An 18,473-nucleotide genomic window follows, 5' to 3' on the forward strand; every position below is an offset into this window, starting at 1 on the left:
ACAACACCGCCAGCCTGGGCTGACGGTGTTTTGAGAGCATTACGCGGTCAGGCGGGATGCGTCCTGCGCGATGACCAACTCTTCGTTGGTCGGGATCACCAGCGCCAGGCGGCTGCCGTCTTTGGTGATGGCGCCGGATTTGCCGAAGCGAGCGGCCATGTTGCGGTCGTGGTCGATTTCGAAGCCCAGCAGGCCCAGTTTGTTCAGGGTCAGCTCACGCACCATGCCGGCGTTCTCGCCGATGCCGCCGGTGAAGATCACCGCGTCCAGACGGCCTTCCATCAGCGCGCTGTATGCGCCGACGTATTTGGCCAGACGGTGGCAGAACACGTCCATGGCGCGTTTGGCGTCGGCTTTGCTGTCGTAGTTGTCTTCAACGTAACGGCAGTCGCTGGTGACTTCGGTCAGGCCCAGCAGGCCGGATTCTTTGGTCAGCATCTTGTTGATCTGGTCAACGCTCATGCCCAGAGAATCGTGCAGGTGGAAGATGATAGCCGGATCGATGTCACCGCTGCGGGTGCCCATCACCAGGCCTTCCAGCGGGGTCAGGCCCATGGAGGTGTCAACGCACTGGCCGTTGCGCACTGCGGTAACGGAACCGCCGTTGCCCAGGTGGCAAGTGATCACGTTCACTTCTTCCACCGGCTTGTTCAGCATCTTCGCGGCTTCCTGAGTCACGTAGAAGTGGCTGGTGCCGTGCGCGCCGTAGCGGCGAACGCCGTGGTCGCGGTACAGGCTGTACGGCAGGGCGTACAGGTAAGATTCTTCCGGCATGGTCTGGTGGAACGCGGTGTCGAACACGGCAACGTTCTTGTCGGCCAGGTTAGGGAAGGATTTCAGCGCTTCCGCGATGCCGATCAGGTGAGCCGGGTTGTGCAGTGGTGCAAACGGCACGGAATCTTTGATACCCTGCAGAACTTCGTCGTTGATCACGGCGGAAGCGGTGAACTTCTCGCCGCCGTGCACGATGCGGTGGCCGATGGCGGTCAACTGCGCGGAAAGCTCTGGTTTTTGTGCCAGAATAGTATTAACGATGAAGTTCAGCGCTTCGCTGTGTGCAGCGCCGGCCCCCAGGGCAGCTTCGTGTTTGGCGCCGTCCATTTTCCACTTGATGCGAGCTTCAGGCAGGTGGAAACACTCGGCCAAACCGGAGAGGAATTCGTCGCCGTTAACGGCATCGATGATGGCGAATTTCAGAGAAGAACTGCCGCAGTTAAGAACCAGTACTAGCTTACTCGACATGGAAGTACCTACTTAAATAGTCGTGTTGTTAAAAGAAAATCGAAAACACGTGGTGAATTAATCGTCAATCAGACAACAAGCGTAGCGCATAGTGCCGATGACATTTATGATTAACATCATGTGACGTGCACAAATCACAGGATGATGGAAAAACCGATGATTTCTCTGCGGTTTAAATAATCTTGATTTTTATAGGGCTAAAAGTTGACAAAGTTTGCGTCATCTTCTACCGGCCACAAGGCCGGCTTAGGATACCGATAGCCCGGTGTAAACACAAAATAAATTTAAAGCTTCAAATTTTTTAGTATGGTCTCTGGCAGCATGCTTTTAGTTTCTTTACGTGACGTTGAGGTACGCAATGACGAGCAAACCGTCCGGTTCCGTAAGCTGGTTTCAGGTCTTCCAGCGCGGGCAGCATTATATGAAAACCTGGCCGTCGGACAAACGTCTGGCACCGGTCTTTCCGGAGAACCGCGTTGCGCGTGCCACCCGTTTCGCTATCCGTTTCATGCCGCCGTTGGCGATTTTCACGCTGACCTGGCAGATTGCGCTCGGCGGCCAGCTCGGCCCGGCGATCGCCACCGCGCTGTTCGCCTGCAGCCTGCCGATGCAGGGGCTGTGGTGGCTGGGGCGTCGTTCGGTCACGCCGCTGCCGCCGACGCTGCTGCAATGGTTCCATGAGGTGCGCAACAAGCTGACGGAAGCCGGGCAGGCGGTGGCGCCGCTCGAAGGCACGCCGACCTATCAGACGTTGGCCGATCTGCTCAAGCGCGCTTTCAAGCAGCTGGACAAAACTTTCCTCGACGATCTGTAAATGAAAAAGGCCGCGTTGTGCGGCCTTTCTCGTCAAAGCGCCAATAACCCCGGTTTAAATCAAAGAACGGTCGAGTTGTGATTTCCTGCGTTCTTGCGCTGTGCGATGCTCCCGCCATCACACAGAAATGAGGAAATCCTGATGGAAATGACCAACGCCCAGCGGCTGATCCTGTCGAACCAGTACAAGATGATGACCCTGCTCGATCCGGACAACGGCGACCGTTATCGCCGGTTGCAAACCATCGTCGAACGCGGCTTCGGTTTGCAAATGCGCGAACTGGATCGCGACTTCGGCGAACTGAGCGAAGAGGTGTGCCGCACCATCATCAACGTGATGGAGATGCACCATGCGCTGCAGGTTTCCTGGGGCAACCTGAAAGAGAAGCAGGATCTGGACGAGCGCCGCCTGGCGTTTCTCGGCTTCGACGCCGCCACCGAGGCGCGCTACCTGAGCTACGTGCGTTTCCTGGTCAGCACCGAGGGGCGCTATACTCACTTCGATTCCGGCAGCCACGGTTTCAACGCCCAGACCAAAATGTGGGAAAAATACCAGCGCATGCTGGCGATCTGGCTGGCCTGTCCGCGCCAGTATCACTTGAGCGCCGTTGAGATAGCGCAAATCATCAATGCTTGATTAAGAAGAGGTTTTCTGTGGAGTGTAAGGGTTTTCTGTTCGATCTTGATGGCACCCTGGTGGATTCGCTGCCGGCGGTAGAGCGCGCCTGGACGCACTGGGCCGAACGCCGCGGCGTCAACCCGCAAGCGGTGCTGGACTTCATTCACGGTAAACAGGCCATTACTTCTCTGCGCCACTTTATGCCGGGCGAAAGCGAAGCGGAAATTCAGCGCGAGTTTCAGTTGCTGGAGCAGGTGGAAGCGCAGGATACCGACGGCGTTCGCGCGCTGCCGGGCGCGATTGCGCTGCTGGAGCGCCTGAACGCGCTCGGCATCCCTTGGGCGATCGTCACCTCCGGTTCGGTGCCGGTGGCCGGCGCTCGCCGCCAGGCCGGCGGTTTGCCGCAGCCGGAGGTGTTCATCACCGCCGAGCAGGTTAAACACGGCAAGCCGCAGCCCGATGCCTATCTGTTGGGCGCCGAGCGCCTGGGGCTGGCGCCGCACGAGTGCGTGGTGGTTGAAGACGCGCCGGCCGGCATTCTCTCCGGCCTGGCCGCGGGCTGCCAGGTGATCGCGGTCAACGCGCCGGCGGATACGCCGAAGCTGGAGCAGGTCGACCTGCGGCTGGATTCGCTGGCGCAGATCGCCGTCGATAAAACGGCGCAGGGCGCGATCGTTCGCCGGCTGGCCTGAGCGGCATTATCTTCACCCTAATTGATTAGACCCCGCTTCGGCGGGGTTTTTTTATGCTATTTTTTAGACCCTTGGATATTTGCCGGATGAGGCCGTTTTGAACAGCGAATTACTGTGGGTGCTGAGTTTACTGCTGATTGCCATCGTGCTGTTTACCACCAACAAGCTGCGTATGGACGTGGTGGCGCTGTTGGTGATCATCGCCTTCGTGCTGAGCGGCACGCTCAGCCTGCAGGAGGCGACGGTCGGTTTCAGCGATCCCAACGTGATTTTGATCGCCGCGCTGTTCGTGATCGGCGAAGGGCTGGTGCGCACCGGCGTGGCCTATCAGGTCGGCGACTGGCTGGTGAAAGTGGCCGGCAGCAGCGAAACCAAAATGTTGATGCTGCTGATGGTGACGGTCGCCGGGCTGGGCGCGTTCATGAGCTCGACCGGCGTGGTGGCGATCTTTATCCCGGTGGTGCTCAGCGTGACGGCGAGAATGAAGATTGCGCCGGGGCGGCTGATGATGCCGCTCAGCTTCGCCGGGCTCATCAGCGGCATGATGACGCTGGTGGCCACGCCGCCAAACATGGTGGTCAACAGCGAACTGGTGCGTGAAGGCATCCATGGTTTCGGCTTCTTCAGCGTGACGCCCATCGGTCTGGCGGTGCTGGCGCTGGGCGTCGGTTACATGCTGATCGCTCGGCGTTGGCTGGGCAGCGGTGACACGGGCAAAGCCGGCGATGACTGGCAGCGCCGAACCTTCCGCGATTTGATCCGCGACTACAAGCTGACCGGCCGTGCGCGGCGGCTGGCTGTCCGCAGCGCTTCGCCGCTGATCGGGCGTTCGCTGGATGAGCTGCACCTGCGTGCGCGCTATGGCGCCAACGTGGTGGGCATTGAGCGCTGGAAACGCTTCCGGCGGGTGATGGTCAGCGCTTCCGGCAGCACCGAGCTGCGCGAGGGCGACGTCCTCTTGATCGACATGTCGGACAGCCAGGTCGATCTGCGCGAATTCTGCGGCGAGCAGCGGCTGGAGCCGATGGTGCTGCGCGGCGATTACTTCTCGGAACAGTCGCGCAACGTCGGCATGGCCGAAGTGTCGCTGATCCCGGACTCGGCGCTGCTGGGCAAAAGCCTGCGCGAAGCGGCGTTCCGCAGCCGCTACGATCTGAACGTGGTGGGCATCCGCCGCCACGGCGAGACGCTGGGCGGCAAGCTGGTGGACGAGCCGCTGGAGCTGGGCGACATCTTGCTGGTGATCGGCGACTGGAAGGCGATCCGTCAGCTGCAGGCCAAAACCCACGACTTTATCGTGCTCAATCTGCCGGCCGAGGTGGACGAAGTGGCGCCGGCCATCACGCAGGCGCCGCACGCGCTGTTTTGCCTGGCGCTGATGGTGGCGATGATGCTGACCGACGAAATCCCCAACCCGATCGCGGCGCTGATCGCCTGTCTGCTGATGGGCAAGTTCCGCTGTATCGATATGGAGAGCGCCTATAAATCGATCCATTGGCCGAGCATCATTTTGATCGTCGGCATGATGCCGTTCGCGCAGGCGCTGCAAAAGACCGGCGGGGTGGATCTGATCGTCAGCGGGCTGATGGACGTCGCCGGCGGCGCGGGGCCGCGCGTGATGCTGCTGTGCCTGTTCGTCTTGTGCGCCACCATCGGCCTGTTTATTTCCAACACCGCGACGGCGGTGCTGATGGCGCCGATCGCCATCGCCGCCGCGCGCGAAATGGGCGTTTCGCCATACCCGTTCGCGATGATTATCGCCATCGCCGCGTCCGCCGCCTTTATGACGCCGGTTTCTTCACCGGTCAACACGCTGGTGCTGGGGCCGGGCAATTACAAGTTCGGCGATTTCGTGCGTCTCGGCGTGCCGTTCACCCTGCTGGTGATGGCGGTCAGCGTGATTGTGGTGCCGTGGCTCTACGGCTTTTAACGGCGCAGCGAGGCTGCGCCGGCGGGGTTACAGCGAGCTGTCGAGGCTGATTTCGTCCAATGACAGGCTGAAGCTGGGGATGAACACGTCCATGAAGTAGTCCATTTCCGGGCTGCGGCGCTGTTCCAGGGTTTTATCCAGCCGCGCCTTGGCCAGGGTGAATTCGTTGTTGCCGGCAGAGAGTTCCTCCAGGCATTTCAGGTAGGCGCACAGTGCGTCTGCCTGCTTCACTACCTGCTTTTCATCTTCGCTGTAGTAGTGCTCATCGAGAATGGTGCGGAAATCGTTGCGCAGCTCCGCGGGGATCATGTCCAGCAGCTTTTGCTGGGCGATCTTTTCGATCTTCTTGTATTCGTGGGCGATCTGCGGATTGTAGTACTTGATCGGCGTTGGCATGTCGCCGGTGATCACTTCGCTGGCGTCGTGGTACATCGCCAGCAGCGCAACGCGGTCGGCGTTGAGGTTGCCGTTGAATTTGCGGTTTTTGATCACCGCCAACGCGTGGGCGACAAAAGCCACCTGCAGACTGTGTTCGGAAACGTTCTCGGTACGCACGTTGCGCATCAGCGGCCAGCGGTTGATCAGTTTCAGGCGGGACAGATGGGCGAAGAAATGGCTCTGGCTCATGGTGCTCTCTTTAACGGCAAGTGAGGGCCCCATTGTGAAGCAGTGACGGCGAATTTTGCAACCGGGCAGTGAGAGAAGGGCGCAACAAGGCGCTGCGCCCCAGGCGATTACTGGTGGTAGCCTTCCAGGAAGCGGCCCAGCTTGCCGACCGCCATTTCCAGCTCGTCTACGCGCGGCAGGGTGACGATGCGCACGTGATCCGGATAAGGCCAGTTGAACGCGGTGCCCTGCACCAGCAGCACTTTTTCCTGCAGCAGCAGATCCAGCACCAGTTTCTGGTCGTCGTGGATGTTGAAGCGCTTGGCGTCGATGCGTGGGAACATGTACAGCGCGCCCTGCGGCTTCACGCAAGAGACGCCCGGGATGTCGTTGAGCAGCTCCCAGGTGCGGTTGCGCTGTTCGTACAGGCGGCCGCCGGGCTGAATGAACTCGCTGATGCTCTGATAACCGCCCAGCGCGGTCTGAATGGCGTGCTGCATCGGCACGTTGGCGCACAGGCGCATCGAAGCCAGCATCTCCAGCCCTTCGATATAGCCTTTGGCGTGCTTCTTCGGCCCGTTCAGCACCATCCAGCCCTGGCGGAAGCCCGCCACGCGGTAGGTTTTCGACAGGCCGTTGAAGGTGACGGTCAGCAAATCCGGCGCCAGCGCGGCGATCGAGTGGTGCTCGGCTTCGTCATACAGGATCTTGTCGTAGATCTCGTCGGCGAAGATGATCAGGTTGTGTTGACGGGCGATCTCGACGATCTGTTCCAGCAGCGCTTTGCTGTAAACCGCGCCGGTCGGGTTGTTCGGGTTGATGATCACGATGCCGCGGGTGCGCGGGGTGATCTTGCTGATGATGTCGTCCAGATCCGGGAACCAGCCGGCCTGCTCATCGCACAGGTAGTGCACGGCCTTGCCGCCGGACAGCGATACCGCGGCGGTCCACAGCGGGTAGTCCGGCGCCGGCACCAGCATTTCGTCGCCGCTGTTGAGCAGCGCCTGCATGGATTGGACGATCAGTTCCGAGACGCCGTTGCCAATGTAGATATCCTCAACGGTCACGTCACGCATGTTGCGCGCCTGATAGTGCTGCATGATCGCTTTACGCGCCGAGAAGAGGCCCTTGGAGTCGGAATAGCCTTGCGCCGTGGGCAGATTGCGGATCACGTCGACCAGGATTTCGTCAGGGGCGTCGAAACCGAACGGGGCAGGGTTGCCGATGTTCAGTTTCAGGACTTTGTTGCCTTCTTCTTCAAGACGTTTGGCTTCTTTAAGCACCGGGCCGCGAATGTCATAGCAGACGTTGTCCAGTTTGCTGGATTTCTCAATGGGGGACATAAAAAGTTGAGCCTTTTGCTGGGATAGGGGCGCTCCTACCGTGGGACGCCGCAACCCGCCCAATGTACTCCTGGCGTAGTTGCTTTTGAAGGGTTTTGCACGCCTTTGGTGCAAATGCATGTCGTAACGGGAGATTTTAGTTATGATAAGCAAAGGTAAAGTTATTTTGTGGTTCATAATTTCATGAACTATAATTTTACTAGGGTTTTGTTCTGTAAAATCCCGCATCGATAAACGCGACGTGCCGGCGATCGCGGCCGGCAGCAGTGAACTGATAAGCCGAAAGTGAGAATGGGCTTCAATAAACTGTAAAGGAACGATAATACCGGAGTTGTCTGATAGCGGGTTGTCGGTTAGCGCACCACACTAAGAAAATGGCATATTTACATTAGTTTTACTTTATATTTTAGCTTAAGCATTGTTTATGTGGTTATAGGATTATTATTTAAAGTAAAAATCTTACTGATTGAATTTATTAAATTCATTGAGTAGTAACACGAAGTCGATATCGTTAATTATTTATCTTTTTTGCTCTGTAATGCAGTCTGGTCGCCGGTTGATAAGGGTTCTCAGTAGCACGAATGGAGTGGAAATTAGGCAGTATGAATGAGTAAAATCTCAGGTTCGGTGGGGGTTTTCCCTTTCCACCGATATTCAGCCCCCCGCGTTCTATAAGCACCATCGATAGATCGCATTTTAAAAAGCGATAGAGGTAACGAATCATAAGTAATTTTTTTGCCCTCCACTTATGAGTGGGGTACTGTCATAACAGGCTCCGTCCTTTTCAACGGCGTCTGAGAAACACACCAGGGTAGTAGTTCGTAAATTAGAATTTAAAAAAGTGAAGAATACACTATGACAACTGCAAATCGTCCGATACTTAATCTCGACCTCGATCTGCTAAGAACCTTTGTTGCGGTTGCTGATTTGAATACCTTCGCGGCGGCGGCCGTCGCCGTATGCCGTACTCAATCAGCCGTCAGTCAACAAATGCAGCGATTAGAGCAACTGGTCGGCAAAGAACTGTTTGCCCGCCATGGGCGCAACAAACTCCTGACTGAGCATGGTATTCAGCTTCTCGGTTATGCCAGGAAGATCCTGCGCTTTAACGACGAAGCCTGTACCTCGCTGATGTACAACAATATTAAAGGTGTTCTGACCATCGGCGCTTCCGACGACACCGCCGATACCATTCTGCCTTTCCTGCTGAACCGCGTGACCGCCATCTATCCGAAGCTGTCCATTGACGTGCGCGTAAAGCGCAGCACGACGATGGTCGATCTGCTGGAAGAGGGCGAGATCGATCTGGCGGTGACCACGGCCGATCCGGCCGGGCACCCGCACATCGTGCTGCGCACATCGCCGACGCTGTGGTACTGCGCCGCCGATTACCACTATCAGGCCGGCGAACCGATCCCGCTGGTGGTGATGGATGAGCCAAGCCCGTTCCGCGCGCTGGCGATCAAGCAGCTGGACGAAGCCGGTATCCCGTGGCGCATCGCCTACGTCGCCTCCACGCTGTCCGCGGTGCGGGCGGCCTGTAAGGCCGGCCTGGGCGTGACCGCGCGGCCGATCGAGATGATGAGCCCCGACCTGCGGGTGCTGGGGGCGGTGGAAGGTTTGCCGCCGCTGCCGGATACCCAGTATGCGCTGTGCAAAAACGCGCAGTGCAGCAACGAATTGGCGATGGCCATCTTCAGCGCAATGCAGGGCGGCAATGACAGCTATGGCTTCAACGGCGCGGAAGCCGGTCTCCAGGGCGATCAGGATGACGCCAGCCTGGTAGACGAAGAAGAATAACGCCGCGGCGTTAGATCTGATGAAAACCTCTGCTTCGGCGGAGGTTTTTTTTGTCCTTTTTTTGGCGATTTTTACTGTTATAGGGATTTAATGACGATTTTGTTATGAGTTGGCTGTTTTATTAACTTTTAAGCGTTGCTGAAAAGAGAGTTTGGCCGGGTTTAAGACGCTGAGTGTGTTTTTTGAGCAATAAGATTGAATGGGTTAAAGGCATGGTAATAGAAGGGTTATTTTGTTAGCTTATAGCGGCCGTTTTTGCGGCTTAATTTGAGGAAAATTGTTAAAGGGCCACACTTTTTTTGAGGATTTATGCTGAAAACGTGTCCTGGATCAAAAAAATACCCCTAGGTAGTGAGTGGAAGAACAGGGAATTCCTGAGACAATGGTATAGTAAAACTGAAATGTGCACGTTGGTTTATATCTATCTGTTTCTACACAAAAATTAACTGACACGATTTAGCCAGCCCCTGGCGCATCAAATGTTAATCAAATGATACGTATGTAAACTAGTGTGTAGATACTTTTGTCAAAGTTGACAAAAGGTTATAGAAAGGAGTAAAAAGCCCACAGAAAAACGCTGCCTAACTCGCTGTAAAAGCAGTTTGTTTGTGTGGTTATTTATCCTTCCCTTAAATCGATGTGGCGCACTAACTGCCGGTGACAAGAGCAGCGCGATCGACGCCACTTTTGATGAGTAAGCATAGAGTATGTCAACAACCACTGAAGTTATCGCTCATCACTGGGCGCTCGCCGTATTTCTCGTCGTGGCTATCGGGCTCTGCGGCTTAATGCTGCTGGGTGCGTTCTTCTTGGGCGGGAGAGCCCGGGCGCGCGCCAAACACACCCCGTTTGAATCAGGCATCGACTCGGTCGGTACGGCGCGCATGCGCTTGTCCGCCAAGTTCTACCTGGTGGCCATGTTCTTCGTTATTTTCGACGTTGAAGCCTTATACCTGTACGCCTGGTCGGTCTCGGTTCGCGAGAGCGGCTGGGTAGGCTTTATCGAAGCCGCCATTTTCATTTTGGTGCTATTGGCCGGTCTGGTTTATCTGGTGCGCATCGGCGCGTTGGATTGGACTCCGGCGCGTTCCCAACGCCGCAGCAAACCGAGCACGATCACTAACACCAACAGTCATCCGCAGTAACAGCGAGGCATTAAGATGGACTATACGCTCACCCGCATAGACCCGAACGGTGAGAACGACCGTTATCCCCTGCAAAAACAGGAGATCGTCGCCGATCCCCTGGAACAACAGGTCCACCGCACGGTTTACATGGGTAAACTCGAACATGCGCTGCATGACATGGTGAACTGGGGGCGTAAAAACTCTATTTGGCCGTATAACTTCGGCCTTTCGTGCTGTTACGTGGAGATGGTGACGTCGTTTACCGCCGTTCACGACGTGGCGCGTTTCGGTGCGGAAGTACTGCGCGCCTCCCCGCGTCAGGCTGACCTGATGGTGGTGGCCGGTACCTGCTTCACCAAGATGGCCCCGGTCATCCAGCGCCTGTACGAGCAGATGCTGGAACCTAAGTGGGTGATCTCGATGGGCGCCTGCGCCAACTCCGGCGGCATGTACGACATCTATTCCGTGGTGCAGGGCGTGGACAAGTTCCTGCCGGTCGACGTGTACATTCCCGGCTGCCCGCCGCGTCCGGAAGCCTATATGCAAGCGCTGATGCTGCTGCAGGAATCCATCGGCAAAGAACGTCGCCCGCTGTCGTGGGTTGTCGGCGATCAGGGCGTTTACCGCGCCAATATGCAGTCTGAAAGAGAGCGTAAACACGGCGAGCGCATCGCGGTGACCAACCTCCGGACGCCTGACGAGATTTAAGACGTTCATTTAACGTCCATCTTAGTGCGCTATTGGTTAACACAGCGAAAAGTGAAACTTGCGGCGAATAACCCTTTAGTGTGGTGAAAAAAAATTATGACAGATTTGACGACGCACGACGCCTTGCCTGCCTGGCAGACCCGAGATCACCTTGACGACCCGGTGATCGGCGAACTGCGCAACCGTTTTGGGCCGGAAGCCTTTACTGTTCAGGCCACCCGTACCGGCATGCCCGTGGTATGGGTTAAACCTGACCAGTTGCTGGAAGTAATGACGTTCCTGAGAAAACAGCCGAAGCCGTATGTCATGCTGTTCGATCTGCATGGCGTGGACGAACGTCTTCGCACCCACCGCGATGGCCTGCCCGCTGCGGATTTCTCCGTTTTCTACCATCTGATTTCCATCGAACGCAACCGCGACATCATGCTGAAGGTGGCGCTGTCTGAAAAAGACCTGCACGTGCCGACGGCGACCAAGGTGTTCCCGAACGCCAACTGGTATGAGCGCGAGACCTGGGAAATGTTCGGCATCACCTTCGACGGCCACCCGCACCTGTCGCGCATCATGATGCCGCAGACCTGGGAAGGGCACCCGCTGCGCAAGGACTACCCGGCGCGCGCCACCGAATTCGATCCTTTCGTGCTGACCAAGCAGAAAGAAGATCTGGAGATGGAAGCGCTGACCTTCAAGCCGGAAGACTGGGGCATGAAGCGCGGCACCGAGAACGAAGATTTCATGTTCCTCAACCTCGGCCCGAACCACCCGTCCGCGCACGGTGCGTTCCGCATCATTCTGCAGCTGGACGGCGAAGAGATCGTCGACTGCGTGCCGGATATCGGCTATCACCACCGCGGTGCCGAGAAGATGGGCGAGCGCCAATCCTGGCACAGCTACATTCCGTACACCGACCGTATCGAGTACCTCGGCGGCTGCGTGAACGAAATGCCTTACGTGCTGGCGGTCGAGAAGCTGGCCGGCATCAAGGTGCCGGAGCGCGTCGACACCATCCGCGTGATGCTGTCCGAGCTGTTCCGCATCAACAGCCACCTGCTGTACATCTCCACCTTCATTCAGGACGTCGGCGCGATGACCCCGGTGTTCTTCGCCTTTACCGACCGTCAGAAAATCTACGATCTGGTGGAAGCGATCACCGGTTTCCGTATGCACCCGGCCTGGTTCCGCATCGGCGGCGTCGCGCACGATCTGCCGCGCGGCTGGGATCGCCTGCTGCGTGAATTCCTCGACTGGATGCCGAAGCGTCTGGACTCCTACGTGAAAGCGGCGCTGAAGAACAGCATCCTGAAAGGCCGTTCCATCGGCGTAGCGTCTTACAACGCCAAAGAAGCGCTGGAGTGGGGCGTGACCGGCGCCGGCCTGCGCGCCACTGGCGTCGAGTTCGACGTGCGTAAATGGCGTCCGTACTCCGGCTACGAGAACTTCGACTTCGAAGTGCCGGTCGGCGACGGCACCAGCGACTGCTACACCCGCGTGATGCTGAAGGTGGAAGAGCTGCGCCAGAGCCTGCGCATCCTCGAACAGTGCCTGAACAACATGCCGGAAGGCCCGTTCAAGGCCGATCACCCGCTGACTACGCCGCCGCCGAAAGAGCGCACGCTGCAGCACATTGAAACGCTGATCACCCACTTCCTGCAGGTTTCCTGGGGCCCGGTGATGCCAGCCAACGAATCATTCCAGATGATTGAAGCCACCAAAGGGATCAACAGCTACTACCTGACCAGCGACGGCAGCACCATGAGCTACCGCACCCGGGTACGTACGCCGAGCTTTGCGCACCTGCAGCAGATCCCATCGGTCATCCGTGGCAGCCTGGTTTCCGACCTGATCGTCTATCTGGGTAGTATCGATTTTGTTATGTCAGATGTGGACCGCTAATTATGCACTCTCAAAAAGACAATCACGCAGTCAATGATGCGCTCGAGCCCATCAACGCAGCCGCTCCTCAGAGCGGCGTTGATGCATTTGTACTGAGTGCGGAAGAACGTGATGCGATCGAGCACGAAAAGCATCATTACGAGGATCCGCGCGCCGCTTCCATCGAAGCACTGAAAATTGTGCAGAAGCAGCGCGGCTGGGTTCCGGACGGTGCGATTTACGCCATCGCGGAAGTGCTGGGCATCCCCGCCAGCGACGTAGAAGGCGTGGCCACGTTCTACAGCCAGATTTTCCGTCAGCCGGTAGGACGTCACGTGATCCGTTATTGTGACAGCGTTGTTTGTCACATCACCGGTTACCAGGGCATTCAGGCCGCTATCGAGAAGAAGCTGAACATCAAGCCGGGTCAAACCACCTTTGATGGCCGCTTCACGCTGCTGCCGACCTGCTGTCTGGGCAACTGCGATAAAGGGCCGACCATGATGATTGATGACGACACTCACAGTCAGCTGAAGCCTGAAGATATCGAGACGCTACTGGAGCAGTATCAATGACCAAGCACATTGTACGCACTCCCGAAACGCATCCGCTGACCTGGCGGCTGCGTGATGACAAGCAGCCGCTGTGGCTGGACGAATACCGCAGCAAAAACGGCTATGCCGGCGCAGAAAAGGCCCTCAAAGGCCTGGCCCCGGACGAGATCGTCAACCTGGTGAAAGACTCCGGGCTGAAGGGCCGCGGCGGCGCGGGCTTCTCCACCGGTTTGAAGTGGAGCCTGATGCCGAAGGACGAATCCATGAACATCCGTTACCTGCTGTGTAACGCCGATGAGATGGAGCCGGGCACCTATAAAGACCGCCTGCTGATGGAGCAGCTGCCGCACCTGCTGGTGGAAGGCATGCTGATCTCCGCGTTCGCGCTGAAAGCCTACCGTGGGTACATCTTCCTGCGCGGTGAGTACATCGAAGCGGCGGCGCATCTGCGTCGCGCCATCGCGGAAGCCACCGAAGCCGGCTATCTGGGCAAGAACATTCTCGGCACCGGATTTGATTTCGAGCTGATCGTGCACACCGGCGCCGGCCGTTACATCTGCGGCGAAGAAACCGCGCTGATCAACTCGCTGGAAGGCCGCCGCGCCAACCCGCGCTCCAAGCCGCCATTCCCGGCCAGCGCCGGCGTGTGGGGCAAGCCGACCTGCGTCAACAACGTCGAAACGCTGTGCAACGTACCGGCCATTTTGGCGAACGGCGTGGAGTGGTACACCGGCATCTCCGGCAGTGAGGACAAAGGCACCAAGCTGATGGGCTTCTCTGGCCGGGTGAAAAATCCGGGCGTTTGGGAGCTGCCGTTCGGCACCACCGCGCGCGAGATCCTGGAAGACTACGCCGGCGGCATGCGCGACGGTCTGCGCTTCAAAGCTTGGCAGCCAGGCGGCGCGGGGACTGACTTCCTGACCGCCGATCACCTCGATCTGCCGATGGAATACGGTGCGATCGGCAAAGCCGGCAGCCGTCTCGGCACCGCGCTGGCGATGGCGGTAGACCACGAGATTGGCATGGTGCCGCTGGTGCGTAACCTGGAAGAGTTCTTCGCCCGCGAGTCCTGCGGCTGGTGTACGCCATGCCGCGACGGCCTGCCGTGGAGCGTGAAGATCCTGCGTGCGTTGGAAAACGGCGAAGGGCAGCCGGGGGATATCGAAACCCTCGAACAGCTGTGCCGTTCCCTCGGCCCGGGCAAAACCTTCTGCGCCCACGCGCCAGGTGCCGTAGAGCCACTGCAAAGCGCGATTAAATATTTCCGTGAAGAGTTCGAGGCGGGTATCGCCGTGCAGCACTTCGGCAACGCCCATGCGATTGGCGGCATTCAGCCGAACAATCTGCTGAAGCAGCGCTGGTAAGCCGACTCGCCCGAACACGGCCAGAATTTTTGATTAACGCCTGCCGCAAGGCAGGCCACTTGGAAGCATGCTGACTATGGCTACGATTCATGTAGACGGCAAAGAGTATGAGGTAGACGGGGCGGACAACCTGCTGCAGGCTTGTCTCTCCCTCGGCCTTGATATTCCTTACTTTTGCTGGCATCCGGCGCTGGGAAGCGTCGGCGCTTGCCGCCAATGTGCGGTAAAGCAATACCAAAACGCGGAAGATACGCGCGGCCGTTTGGTGATGTCCTGTATGACCCCGGCATCCGATGGCACCTTCATCTCCATCGATGACGGCGAAGCGAAGCAGTTCCGTGAAAGCGTGGTCGAGTGGTTGATGACCAACCACCCGCACGATTGCCCGGTGTGTGAAGAAGGCGGTAACTGTCACCTGCAGGATATGACGGTAATGACCGGCCACAGCTTCCGCCGCTACCGCTTCACCAAGCGCACCCACAACAACCAGGAGCTGGGGCCGTTTATCTCGCATGAGATGAACCGCTGCATCGCCTGCTACCGCTGCGTGCGTTACTACAAAGACTATGCGGACGGCACCGACTTCGGCGTGTATGGTGCGCACGATAACGTCTACTTCGGTCGCCCGGAAAGCGGCACGCTGGAAAGCGAGTTCTCCGGCAACCTGGTGGAAGTGTGCCCGACCGGCGTATTCACCGACAAAACGCACTCCGAGCGCTACAACCGTAAATGGGACATGCAGTTCGCGCCGAGCATTTGCCAGCAGTGCAGCATCGGCTGTAACACCAGCCCGGGCGAGCGCTATGGCGAGCTGCGCCGTATCGAAAACCGTTACAACGGCAGCGTGAACCACTACTTCCTGTGCGACCGCGGCCGCTTCGGTTACGGCTACGTCAACCAGAAAGATCGTCCGCGTCAACCGCAGCAGCTGCGCGGCGATGACTGGATCACCCTGAACGCCGAGCAGGCGATGCAGGGCGCGGCGGACATCCTGCGTCAGGCGAAGAAAACCATCGGCATCGGCTCCCCGCGCGCCAGCCTGGAAAGCAACTTCGCACTGCGCGAGCTGGTCGGCGCCGAGAACTACTACACCGGTATCGCTCAGGCGGAGCAATCACGCCTGGCGCTGATGCTGAACGTGCTGAAGAACGGCGGCGTCCATACGCCGGCGCTGCGTGAGATCGAAGATTACGACGCGGTGCTGGTGCTGGGCGAAGACCTGACGCAAACCGGCGCGCGCATCGCGCTGTCCGTGCGCCAGGCCGTCAAGGGCAAAGCCCGCGCGATGGCGGCGGCGCAACGCGTGGCCGACTGGCAGATCGCGGCGGTGCAGAACATCGGCCAGCACGCCAAGTACCCGCTGTTCACCACCAACGTCGACAACACCCGCCTGGACGACATCGCCGCCTGGAACTACCGCGCGCCGGTGGACGAGCAGGCGCGCTTCGGCTTCGCCATCGCTCACGCGTTGGACAGCGCGGCGCCGGCGGTGAACGATCTGGCTGAAGGCCTGAACAAGAAAGTCGATATCATCGTGCAGGCGCTGACCGGCGCACGCAAACCGCTGATTATTACCGGCAGCAACGCCGGCAGCGAAGCCATCATCGAAGCGGCGGCCAACATTGCCAAAGCGTTGAAGGGCCGCGGTTCCGATGTCGGCATCACCTTCGTGGCGGGCGCAGCCAACAGCATGGGCCTGGCGATGATCGGCGGCGGTTCGCTCGATCAGGCGCTGGAACAGCTGGCGAGCGGCGCAGCCGACACCGCTATCGTGATGGAAAACGATCTCTATCGTCATGCGCCGGCGGCGCAGGTGGATGCGGCGTTGGCTAAGGTCAACAACCTGATCGTCGCCGACCACCAGCGCACTGCGATCATGGACAAAGCCAACCTGATCCTCTCCTCGGCCAGCTTCGCCGAGAGCGACGGTACGCTGATCAACCAGGAAGGCCGCGCGCAGCGCTTCTTCCAGGTATACGATCCGGCCTACTACGACGACGCCAAGAAGAATCAGTTCACCGTGATGCTGGAAAGCTGGCGCTGGATGCACTCGCTGCACTCCACCTACACCAGCCGCCACGTGGACTGGACCCAGCTCGATGACGTGATCGCCGCTTGCGTCGCCGCGTTGCCGCAGCTGCAGGGCATCGTCGACGCCGCGCCGGACGCGACTTTCCGCATTCGCGGTCAGAAGCTGGCGCGTTCGCCGCACCGCTCCAGCGGCCGTACCGCCATGCGCGCCAACATCAGCGTGCACGAGCCGCGTCAGCCGCAGGATAAAGACACCATGTTCGCCTTCTCGATGGAAGGGAACAACAGTCCGCTGGCCGATCGTCAGCAGATCCCGTTCGCCTGGGCGCCAGGCTGGAACTCACCGCAGGCATGGAACAAGTTCCAGGCCGAAGTGGGCGGCAAACTGCGCCACGGCGATCCGGGCGTGCGCCTGATCGAAGCGGGGGAGGGCAGCCTCGGTTACTTCGACCGCGTGCCTGCCGCGTTCAATCCGAACGACGGCTGGCGTGTCGCGCCGTACTACCACCTGTTCGGCAGCGACGAAATGTCGCAGCGCTCTCACGTGATCCAGCAGCGCATGCCGGAAGCCTACGTGATGGTCAACCCGGCCGACGCGGCGACGCTTGGCGTCAACGCGGGCAGCCTGGTGGAGTTCAGCTGTGCGGGCCAGACCCTGCGTCTGCCGGTGCGTCTGAGTGAAACCCTGACCCAGGGCCAGGTTGGTTTGCCGCTCGGCTTGCCAGGGATCCCGCCGATCTTGGTGGGTGCTAAGGTAGACAATCTGCGGGAGGCGGCACGATGAGCTGGTTTACCCCTGAGGTGATCGACATTCTGATCGCCATTCTTAAAGCGGTCGTGATCCTGTTGGTGGTCGTGGCGTGCGGGGCATTCATGAGCTTTGGCGAACGTCGCCTGCTCGGCCTGTTCCAGAACCGCTACGGACCGAACCGCGTAGGCTGGGGCGGCTCGCTGCAGCTGGTCGCCGACATGATCAAAATGTTCTTCAAGGAAGACTGGGTGCCGAGATTCTCCGACCGGGTGATCTTCACCCTGGCGCCGATGATCGCCTTTACTTCTCTGTTGCTGGCATTTGCCATCGTGCCGGTCAGCCCGACCTGGGCGGTGTCCGATCTCAACATCGGTATTCTGTTCTTCCTGATGATGGCCGGCCTGGCGGTGTACGCCGTGCTGTTCGCCGGATGGTCGAGCAACAACAAATACTCGCTGTTGGGCGCGATGCGCGCCTCCGCGCAAACCCTGAGCTACGAAGTGTTCATCGGCCTGTCGCTGATGGGCGTGGTGATGCAGGCGGATTCGTTCAACATGCAGGCCATCGTTGAATCCCAGGCGCACGTCTGGAACGTCATTCCGCAGTTCTTCGGCTTCGTGACCTTCGCGATCGCCGGCGTGGCGGTGTGTCACCGTCACCCGTTTGACCAGCCGGAAGCCGAGCAGGAACTGGCCGACGGTTACCACATCGAATATTCCGGCATGAAGTTCGGTCTGTTCTTCGTGGGGGAATACATCGGTATCGTCACCGTGTCCGCCCTGATTGTGACGTTGTTCTTCGGCGGCTGGCAGGGTCCGTTCCTGCCGCCATTCATCTGGTTCGCGTTGAAAACGGCCTTCTTCATGATGATGTTCATCCTGATCCGTGCCGCGCTGCCGCGTCCGCGTTATGACCAGGTGATGTCCTTCGGCTGGAAAGTGTGCCTGCCGCTGACGCTGCTGAACCTGCTGGCAACCGCCGCGGTCATTTTGTACAACGCTCAATAAGGGGTGAATAAACC

The 18,473-nt window shown here is 58.7% G+C and carries 15 protein-coding genes; 12 read left to right on the plus strand and 3 right to left on the minus strand.

The features are described 5' to 3' along the window. Positions 1 to 39: 39 nt before the first annotated feature. A complete protein-coding gene (gene ackA / locus ABTW55_RS17095; protein ID WP_025303669.1) occupies positions 40 to 1,242 on the minus strand; it encodes an acetate kinase in 1,203 nt (400 codons plus the stop codon). 358 nt (positions 1,243 to 1,600) lie between these two features. Between ackA and yfbV the strand changes: the two genes are divergently transcribed. The 4 genes from yfbV (at position 1,601) to ABTW55_RS17115 (ending at position 5,296) form a co-directional block, all read left to right on the plus strand. Next, positions 1,601 to 2,056 carry a terminus macrodomain insulation protein YfbV gene (gene yfbV / locus ABTW55_RS17100; protein WP_004936061.1) on the plus strand — a complete coding sequence of 152 codons (456 nt, stop codon included), beginning with the start codon at positions 1,601 to 1,603 and terminating at the stop codon, positions 2,054 to 2,056. A 141-nt stretch (positions 2,057 to 2,197) separates the two neighbouring features. Beyond that, complete coding sequence (locus ABTW55_RS17105; RefSeq protein ID WP_016926898.1) at positions 2,198 to 2,692, plus strand: YfbU family protein; 495 nt, start codon at positions 2,198 to 2,200, stop codon at positions 2,690 to 2,692. A 17-nt stretch (positions 2,693 to 2,709) separates the two neighbouring features. Beyond that, positions 2,710 to 3,366, plus strand: coding sequence for a sugar phosphatase (locus ABTW55_RS17110; protein ID WP_060421951.1), 657 nt, complete (start codon positions 2,710 to 2,712; stop codon positions 3,364 to 3,366). Positions 3,367 to 3,445: 79 nt separating this feature from the next. Next, positions 3,446 to 5,296, plus strand: coding sequence for an SLC13 family permease (locus ABTW55_RS17115; protein ID WP_071883829.1), 1,851 nt, complete (start codon positions 3,446 to 3,448; stop codon positions 5,294 to 5,296). 27 nt (positions 5,297 to 5,323) lie between these two features. On the opposite strand, the gene yfbR is transcribed toward ABTW55_RS17115, so the two are convergent. Together yfbR and ABTW55_RS17125 are read right to left on the minus strand one after the other, a co-directional pair. Beyond that, the gene (gene yfbR, locus ABTW55_RS17120) at positions 5,324 to 5,923 is read right to left on the minus strand and encodes a 5'-deoxynucleotidase (protein WP_025303666.1); all 600 of its coding nucleotides are present in this window, start codon (positions 5,921 to 5,923) and stop codon (positions 5,324 to 5,326) included. A gap of 107 nt (positions 5,924 to 6,030) precedes the next feature. Then, a complete protein-coding gene (locus tag ABTW55_RS17125) occupies positions 6,031 to 7,245 on the minus strand; it encodes a pyridoxal phosphate-dependent aminotransferase (protein WP_004936047.1) in 1,215 nt (404 codons plus the stop codon). A gap of 855 nt (positions 7,246 to 8,100) precedes the next feature. On the opposite strand from ABTW55_RS17125, the gene lrhA reads away from it, so the two are divergent. From lrhA to nuoH, 8 genes are all read left to right on the plus strand, one after another. Then, positions 8,101 to 9,045: a transcriptional regulator LrhA gene (lrhA, locus tag ABTW55_RS17130; protein ID WP_033648047.1), complete on the plus strand. Its 945-nt coding sequence runs from the start codon at positions 8,101 to 8,103 to the stop codon at positions 9,043 to 9,045. Positions 9,046 to 9,752: 707 nt separating this feature from the next. Continuing rightward, entirely contained in the window at positions 9,753 to 10,190 is a 438-nt protein-coding gene (gene nuoA / locus ABTW55_RS17135) for an NADH-quinone oxidoreductase subunit NuoA (RefSeq protein ID WP_025303663.1), read from the plus strand. Positions 10,191 to 10,205: 15 nt separating this feature from the next. After that, positions 10,206 to 10,880 carry an NADH-quinone oxidoreductase subunit B family protein gene (locus ABTW55_RS17140; protein ID WP_004936039.1) on the plus strand — a complete coding sequence of 225 codons (675 nt, stop codon included), beginning with the start codon at positions 10,206 to 10,208 and terminating at the stop codon, positions 10,878 to 10,880. 96 nt (positions 10,881 to 10,976) lie between these two features. Beyond that, a complete protein-coding gene (gene nuoC, locus ABTW55_RS17145; protein WP_004936036.1) occupies positions 10,977 to 12,773 on the plus strand; it encodes an NADH-quinone oxidoreductase subunit C/D in 1,797 nt (598 codons plus the stop codon). A 2-nt stretch (positions 12,774 to 12,775) separates the two neighbouring features. Beyond that, complete coding sequence (gene nuoE, locus ABTW55_RS17150; RefSeq protein WP_033635327.1) at positions 12,776 to 13,327, plus strand: NADH-quinone oxidoreductase subunit NuoE; 552 nt, start codon at positions 12,776 to 12,778, stop codon at positions 13,325 to 13,327. Beyond that, complete coding sequence (gene nuoF / locus ABTW55_RS17155; RefSeq protein ID WP_060421949.1) at positions 13,324 to 14,670, plus strand: NADH-quinone oxidoreductase subunit NuoF; 1,347 nt, start codon at positions 13,324 to 13,326, stop codon at positions 14,668 to 14,670. Before nuoE ends, nuoF begins: the two co-directional genes overlap by 4 nt. Before the next feature lie 76 nt (positions 14,671 to 14,746). Then, positions 14,747 to 17,485 (plus strand): NADH-quinone oxidoreductase subunit NuoG, encoded by a 2,739-nt coding sequence (nuoG, locus tag ABTW55_RS17160; RefSeq protein ID WP_049234003.1) that lies wholly within the window; start codon positions 14,747 to 14,749, stop codon positions 17,483 to 17,485. Then, on the plus strand, positions 17,482 to 18,459 hold the full coding sequence (gene nuoH / locus ABTW55_RS17165; RefSeq protein WP_004936022.1) for an NADH-quinone oxidoreductase subunit NuoH: 978 nt from the start codon (positions 17,482 to 17,484) through the stop codon (positions 18,457 to 18,459). The genes nuoG and nuoH overlap by 4 nt, the downstream gene beginning before the upstream one ends. Positions 18,460 to 18,473: the final 14 nt, after the last annotated feature.

The sequence above is a fragment of the Serratia sp. SM04 genome (genome assembly GCF_040280225.1).
In the GTDB taxonomy this organism is placed as follows: Bacteria; Pseudomonadota; Gammaproteobacteria; order Enterobacterales; family Enterobacteriaceae; genus Serratia; species Serratia sarumanii.